The 5591-nt window shown below is 34.8% G+C and carries 4 protein-coding genes and 1 pseudogene; 1 reads left to right on the forward strand and 4 read right to left on the reverse strand.

Annotated features, from left to right (window positions below; genetic code table 11):
* From AACY61_RS07880 to AACY61_RS07895, 4 genes and pseudogenes are all read right to left on the reverse strand, one after another.
* Positions 1 to 279, reverse strand: a pseudogene (locus AACY61_RS07880) (phosphoheptose isomerase); the annotation flags it as partial.
* Between the two features lie 5 nt (positions 280 to 284).
* The gene (locus AACY61_RS07885; RefSeq protein ID WP_339611031.1) at positions 285 to 1613 is read right to left on the reverse strand and encodes a (Fe-S)-binding protein; all 1329 of its coding nucleotides are present in this window, start codon (positions 1611 to 1613) and stop codon (positions 285 to 287) included.
* A 20-nt stretch (positions 1614 to 1633) separates the two neighbouring features.
* Positions 1634 to 2584 carry an MlaD family protein gene (locus AACY61_RS07890; protein WP_339611032.1) on the reverse strand — a complete coding sequence of 317 codons (951 nt, stop codon included), beginning with the start codon at positions 2582 to 2584 and terminating at the stop codon, positions 1634 to 1636.
* A gap of 62 nt (positions 2585 to 2646) precedes the next feature.
* Positions 2647 to 3741, reverse strand: a complete 1095-nt coding sequence (locus AACY61_RS07895) for an N-acetylmuramoyl-L-alanine amidase (protein WP_339611033.1) — start codon at positions 3739 to 3741, stop codon at positions 2647 to 2649.
* A 180-nt stretch (positions 3742 to 3921) separates the two neighbouring features.
* On the opposite strand from AACY61_RS07895, the gene AACY61_RS07900 reads away from it, so the two are divergent.
* A partial coding sequence (locus tag AACY61_RS07900; protein ID WP_339611034.1) for a putative LPS assembly protein LptD occupies positions 3922 to 5591 on the forward strand: 1670 nt, incomplete at its 3' end.

A 5591-nucleotide genomic window follows, 5' to 3' on the forward strand; every position in this document is an offset into this window, starting at 1 on the left:
TTTAAGCCAGGTTTCTGTATAGCCTCTGTGCTGTTCTGTTCGGGAAGTGAAAAAGCAAATATAATGGCCTTCTTCATACCATTTATTAAGCGTTTTCAGAGCGTCTGGATATACAGCTGCAGTGAGCATCCTTTCAGGTTCTTCATTGGGTATATCATCACAAATGGTTCCGTCGATATCTATCAGATAATTTTTTATATCATCTGGCAGTAAGGGGCTTATATTTGATCCTCCTTTGGTTGCTGCTTTTAATTTTTTCTCAATTTCATTTTTTTTCATCGCAACTAGTTTTCACTTTTCCAGTTTAATCTATCCATTTGATTGTAGGGCCAGGGTGCTCCGTTGTTTTCAATATTCGTCATTGATATATTTAATTCGTTTGGTGCCGCTGATTGTTCCATCACAAGATATTGCCGCATTTCCATAATAATTGACAATGGGTCAATACTCACAGGACAAGCTTCAACGCAGGCATTACATGTAGTACATGCCCATAATTCTTCACGGGTTATATAGTCATCCAGAAGTTGTTTTCCGTCTTCTTTAAAGGTTCCGTTTTTGTCTATGTTTTTCCCCACCTCTTCCAGGCGGTCACGGGTATCCATCATTATTTTTCTGGGTGAAAGTTTTTTTCCGGTTTGATTTGCCGGACATTCACTTGTACATCTTCCACATTCGGTACAGGTATAGGCACTAAGCAATTGTACCCAGTTCAAGTCAGTAACATCACTGGCCCCAAATTTTTCAGGTGGTATATTCTCTTCATTTTCAGGCGGTGCTGCAAAAGGATCTGCATTGGGGTCCATCATCAATTTCACCTCATTTGTAACAGTTTTGTTATTTGGAAACTTTCCGTTAGGGGTGACTTTTCCAAAGTAGGTATTTGGAAATGCCAACAAAATATGAAGATGTTTTGAATAGTATAGATAATTTAAGAAGAATAGAATTCCCAGAATATGCAGCCACCAAGCTGAACGTTCTATAAGGATTATTGAACCTGTATCCATTCCGTCAAAAATTGGTGCTATTAACTGGCTGATTGGAAAAGACCCTGCTTGGGTATATGTGGCTATTTCTGCTTGTTGTAAATGGTAATCAGCTGCGTTCATAGTTAAAAACAAAACCATCAGTACTAACTCAATGTAAAGAATTATATTGGCGTCATTTTTTGGCCACCCCTTCATTTCAGGGTTTAAAAAACGCTTTATCTTTTGAACATTCCGACGGAACCAAAAAATAAGAACACTTACAACAACAAGCAAAGCAAGTATTTCAAAGGAAGCTATTAAAAAATCATAGAATCCTCCTAAAACTGAAAGGGATCTGTGTGTTCCGAACAAGCCATCAATAATAATTTCAAGCACTTCAATATTAATTATTATAAAACCAACATAAACTATGACGTGCAAAAAGCCTGCAATGGGGCGCTTTACCATTTTTGATTGTCCTAACGCAATCATCATCATATTTTGAAGTCGTTCTTTCTTGTGGTCTGAAACATCAACGTCTTTTCCAAGCGCAATATTCCTTCTTAGTTTACCCACATTTTGAATAAAAAAACCAACTCCAATAAAAAGAGCTGTTAAGAAAATAATATTTGGAATATAGTTCATTTAGCTTGCTTTTTAAATATTTACTGATCCCTGCTTTCGGGTTCCTGATACTCACCGGGCTTTTTACCAAACACTGATATATTGATGTATCTTTTTGGGTTGAGTTTTATGTCCTGCAACAATTCTTCAAGCTGGCGGGTAGCATACTCAATGTTTTCATAAACAGTTTCGTCGTTTAAGAGTTTGCCAAGCGTGCCTTCTCCATTGGAAAGATTTTCTGAAAGGGCTTTGAAATTGCCAATGGTGGTTTCCAGTTCTCCAACCAATTGGTTTAAGTTTAATTGTGCCAATGAGTCTGACAGTGTAGCAAAATTTTGAGCTGTGACATCGAGGTTGTCAAATGTTCTGTTAAGTTTTTCTTCGTTTCCGGCAAGGATATTTTGAAGAGACTCAGCGGAAACAGCAAAAGAAGAGGTTATTTTGTTTAAGTCATCAATGGATTTTTTTAAGTTTTCACGAGATTTAACATCCAGAACATCGTTGATTGATACCATTAAGCTATCAACTCCTTCTACGGCACTTTCAATTTTCATTTGTAAGGGTGATAACCTGTTATTTACAAGTTCCATAATTCCTTCATCAATCTCACTTTTTAAAGTATCTCCACTTTGCGCCATATTAGTAGATTCAAAGTCAGGTACAATAGCAAGTGACTTACCACCTATGATTCCGCCACCATAAATTTGGGCAATGCTACTTTTAGAGAATTCAAATTTGTTTTCAACGTTAAACTGTACTATCAAATTTCCTGTTTCTTTATCAATCGTGATTTCCTGAACTCTTCCAACTCTCAAACCATTTATCATTACTCCTGAAGATTGACTCAGGCCTTCCACATTGTCATAAACAGCATAAAAGACACGTTCATTTTGAAGTAGACTACTTCCTTTTAAGTAATTGTAGCCTAAAATAAAAGTAGTGATTGCAAATACAGCAAGTAATCCGGTTTTAAGTTCTTTAGTGAGTTTCACGCAGGTTTTTTATTTAGTTAACAAATTTAGAAATAATATTAAACACAAGTGGTAAATAAAGATTAATTTATAATTTCAGAAAGTTTTGTCTTTTTACCATTCTTAAAAGCAACAATAAAAGCAGATTCATAACCTTTATTTTGTGCTTCATTTTGAAGCGCTTTAATCAGGTTAAAGTCTGATGTTGAACCGTAATAGTATTTAAACAAACCAGCTTCTTTTTCTCTTGTTATCATTGTTAGTCCTTTAAAATTATAGGGCTTAACGTCAATTTTTTTAGAACTGGCAGCTATTTGAACTTTAAACAATACATTTTCATAAATATCTACTTCAGGAACTGATTTTGTTGATGGTCGTTCTATTGAAGATTTATTTTCTGTATAAAGATACTTGATTGAGTTGTAATAATCAACGACTGCTTTAGATATGGCATTCGCCATTTCATCCTGACCTTTTTTAGAGTTTAAATAAGCGCCTTCATTTTTATTGGTCAGAAAACCAGTTTCAATCAAAACACTGGGCATATAGGTATTGTGCAATACCCAAAATGGCCCTTGTTTTACACTTCTGTTATTTCTTTTAAGTTGTTTGGTAAAGTTATCCTGAACTAAACTGGCAATTGATATACTTTGTTCAAGGTATTCTTCCTGCATTATGATTAAACCAATCAGCGATTCAGGTGCGTTGGGATCAAAGCCACCATAGGTTTCTTCATAATTATCTTCTAAATAAATTACCTGATTTTCTTTTTTGGCTATTTCAAGATTTTGAGCATTTTTATTTAATCCTAGAATGAAGGTTTCTGTTCCGTGAGCATTTGAGTTGTGTGCATTACAATGTATAGAAACAAACAAGTCGGCGTCAGCTTTGTTTGCGATGGCCGCCCGTTCATGAAGTTCCAGAAAAACATCCGTTTTTCGGGTATAAATTACTTTTATGTCTTTATTTTTTTCAAGTTCTTTTCCAACTTTTAAGACTATGTTTAGTGCTATTTCCTTTTCATAATAACCATTGCCCCTGTTACCCGGGTCTTTTCCACCATGACCGGCATCAAGCACTACCGTAAATGGTTTATTTTGAGCTGATAAATTTGATGGAATCAACCAAGTAGCAACCGTAATAAAGCATACTAAAAAAACAATCGATTTCGTTCTCATAAAAAATCAAACGTGATTTAACTTGTTTATATTTTAAATTTTGGGTTGAGGTAAAAAGATACCCAAAAAATATGTTTAATTTTGACACTTCAATAATTAAGCCATAGCTTTACAAAAATAGGATTATTACCATTGCAAACAAATAAACTTCATCTAGTTTTATTGCTTTTTTGTGTACTTTTGAGTGGATATCTTACTCAAGCACAAGAAATTGGTAACTCTCCTTCAGACTCCATCCCGGCAGTGGAAAATAATGTGGAAATTTTACCCTCCGATTTACCTGAAATTCCAACTGAAAAAGTCAATGACACCATTCAAAAAGACAGCATTCAAAAACAAAATGAATTACTTACAGACATAGTAGATTATTTTGGTGAAGATTATGTATTTATGAACGGGAAGGAAAGCAAAATATACATGTTCAATAAAGCATTTATCAAATATGATGATATGCAGATTGATGCCGGCTATATCATTTTTGATTACGATAAAAAAGAAGTTTATGCTAAGGGAATAATTGACTCAACCGGCTCTTATTCCCAACTTCCGGTTTTTGTGCAAGGAACCAACAAAGTAGAGCCAGATTCTATACGGTTTAACTATGACACTCAAAAAGCACTTATTTATAATTCCAGAACAGAACAGGGTGAATTTAAGGTAAAAGCCGAAGTATCAAAACGTGAAAATGATTCGGTTGTGTTTTTAAACAATGTAAAGTTTACAACGGCAAAAGATATTGACAATCCTGAATATTACTTTTATGCACGAAAAGTAAAATTTGTCCCAAAAAAGAAAATTGTTACCGGTCTAACCAATATGTACATCGCCGATGTGCCTACACCATTGGGGTTACCCTTTGGTTTTTTTCCACTTGAAGAAGACCGTGCATCCGGTTTTATTATACCAACAATTGGAGAAAACAATAACCGCGGTTTTTTCTTTCAAAACGGAGGATATTATTTTGCAATCAATGATTACGTAGATCTTTTAACGCTAGGTGATTATTATACCAACGGAAGTTATGGTATGCGTGTAGAGTCAAACTATGCCTTGCGATATCGCTTCCGTGGAAATGTCAACTTTAGATATGAAAAGCTTCTAAATAGCGAACGTGGATTTCCTGATTTTTCTGAAGCCTCAGTCTATAACATTCGATGGACACACAGCCAGGACGCCAAAGCAAATCCCAGTTCACGTTTTTCGGCTTCAGTAAACTTAGGCAGTAGCAGATATTATCAACAATCAATCAATCAATTAAATACAGCTAATTTTTTAAACAACACATTGAGCTCTTCTGTCTCTTATTCCAAAACTTTTGAAGGTGAACCCCAAGTCAACTTAAATATTGCTGCCACACACTCTCAAAACACCAATACACAAGAAATAAATTTATCTTTACCCAATGTCACAGCCAGTGTGTCACGCATATTTCCATTTGCACCAAAAAATGGAATAAAAAAGGGGATTTTTGAAAACATCAATTTTCAATATGATGTTACTGCTGAAAACAGAATGAATACAACAGACTCTCTTTTTTTTAAGAAAGAAATGTTTGATAAGGCACTATTGGGTGCCCGCCATTCGATTCCTTTAAGTACAAATTTTAAACTATTTAAGTATTTAAGTGCTAGTGCTGGTACGAGTTACCAAGAAACCTGGGTAATGAAAACAACTCGAAAATCTTTTGACCCTGAACTGAATGAAATTGTCAATGATACCATTAACAGTTTTGACAGTTACAGGACTTATAATTTTAATGCAAGTCTTGGAACCACAGTTTACGGTATGTTTAATTTTGGAGAAAATAAAAAAATTCAGGCAATTAGGCACGTTATGAGGCCCTCTGTGGG

It is taken from the genome of uncultured Planktosalinus sp., from assembly GCF_963973675.1.
Lineage (GTDB): Bacteria > Bacteroidota > Bacteroidia > Flavobacteriales > Flavobacteriaceae > Planktosalinus.